General features: G+C 60.1%; 1 protein-coding gene. It reads left to right on the top strand.

Annotation, left to right across the window (positions count from 1 at the left end):
- Positions 1-214: 214 nt before the first annotated feature.
- Positions 215-1,444, top strand: a complete 1,230-nt coding sequence (gene repC, locus ACIPIA_RS16135; RefSeq protein WP_400510988.1) for a plasmid replication protein RepC — start codon at positions 215-217, stop codon at positions 1,442-1,444.
- Positions 1,445-1,484 lie beyond the last annotated feature (40 nt).

Raw genomic sequence — 1,484 nt, 5'->3', positions numbered from 1 at the left:
GTAACTCGGAATAGGGCGCGCGCTGAGCGCCTGAGAATCAACTGGAGGATTTAGCCCCGCAAAAGGAAAAAGGCCCCCGAAACGAATTCCGGAAGCCCTTCTCTCAGTTCGCACCTAGAGAATCACACTTCCGCGAATCGCTGTCAAGAGTCACTCCTGACGCGCATGCGTTTTGGAGGCCGGGATTCTTTTGCCTAACGACAGGTGAAGGAACGTGGTTTCTCATATCTCAACGACGCCCTTCGGGCGGCGAACGCTGACGCTCGCCCATGTGGCAAATCAGTCGCTCGCGAAGGAGCGGCCGCCCGAAAAGGCGGTCCACAAATGGAATCTGTTTCGGGATGTCTGCACGGCGAAAGCTCGGCTGGGCGTGAACGAGCGCGCCTTGGCGGTGCTCGACGCTCTGCTCACGTTCCATCCGGAGACGGTCCTGACGGGCGAGCAGCTCATCGTTTTCCCATCGAACCAGCAGCTGGCGTTACGGGCGCACGGTATGTCGCCGGCGACGCTGCGACGGCACCTGGCTGTCCTCGTCGATTCCGGTCTCATCATCCGCCGCGATAGCCCGAACGGAAAGCGCTACGCCCGGAAGGGGAGGGGAGGGGAGATCGAACTCGCCTTCGGCTTCGACCTGTCGCCATTGGTTGCTCGTTCTGCAGAGATCGAGAGCGCGGCCGAGCAGTTCAGGCTCGAGGAGCGAGCTCTCAAGCTCGTTCGCGAGCGGATAACCATCTGTCGTCGCGACATCGCGAAGATGATCGCGACCGCGATCGAGGAGAACGTCCCCGCACACTCGGCAGGGCAGGGCCCGTCGACCTGGCCGGAGATCCACACGCTCTATCGAGCGATTGTTGATCGTATTCCGCGCACTGCTCCAATGGAGCTCCTGGAGCCGATTGCTGACGAGCTATCGATGCTGGCTGATGAAATCCTCAACCTGCTGGAACTTCACACCAAAACTCAGAATCTAAGCGGCAATGAGTCTCATTCTGAGCGCCACAAACAGAATTCAAATCCAGACCTTCCTACTGATCTTGAACCTAGCTTTCCAGAAAGCAGGGTGGTCGAGGTCGAGAGCGATCCTGAACCGGTGAGGAAGCCAGAACGGCCTTTCCCGCTGGGAATGGTCCTCGATGCCTGCCCGGATATTATCGATTACGCCCGCGGCGGGATTTCGAACTGGCGAGACTTCCTGGCGACCGCGACGATGGTGCGATCGATGCTCGGGATTAGCCCAAGCGCCTGGCTCGATGCGCAGAATGCGATGGGCGAGACGGAGGCCTCGATTGTCGTTGCGGCAATCCTACAGCGCGGCGAGGCGATTTCCAGCGCCGGCGGATATCTGCGCGGCCTGACGCGGAAAGCTGAAGCCAATGAGTTCTCGATTGGGCCGATGCTGATGGCGTTGATCGGAAGTCGGCGGCGTGAACCGAAGCGGGCGTAGTTTGCCTGCGGATCGCTGACATAGGCGGGCCGTTGCGATC

Source organism: Allobosea sp. CER48, from assembly GCF_044752385.1.
Lineage (GTDB): Bacteria > Pseudomonadota > Alphaproteobacteria > Rhizobiales > Beijerinckiaceae > Allobosea.
This window is presented reverse-complemented; position numbering and strand designations above follow the sequence as displayed.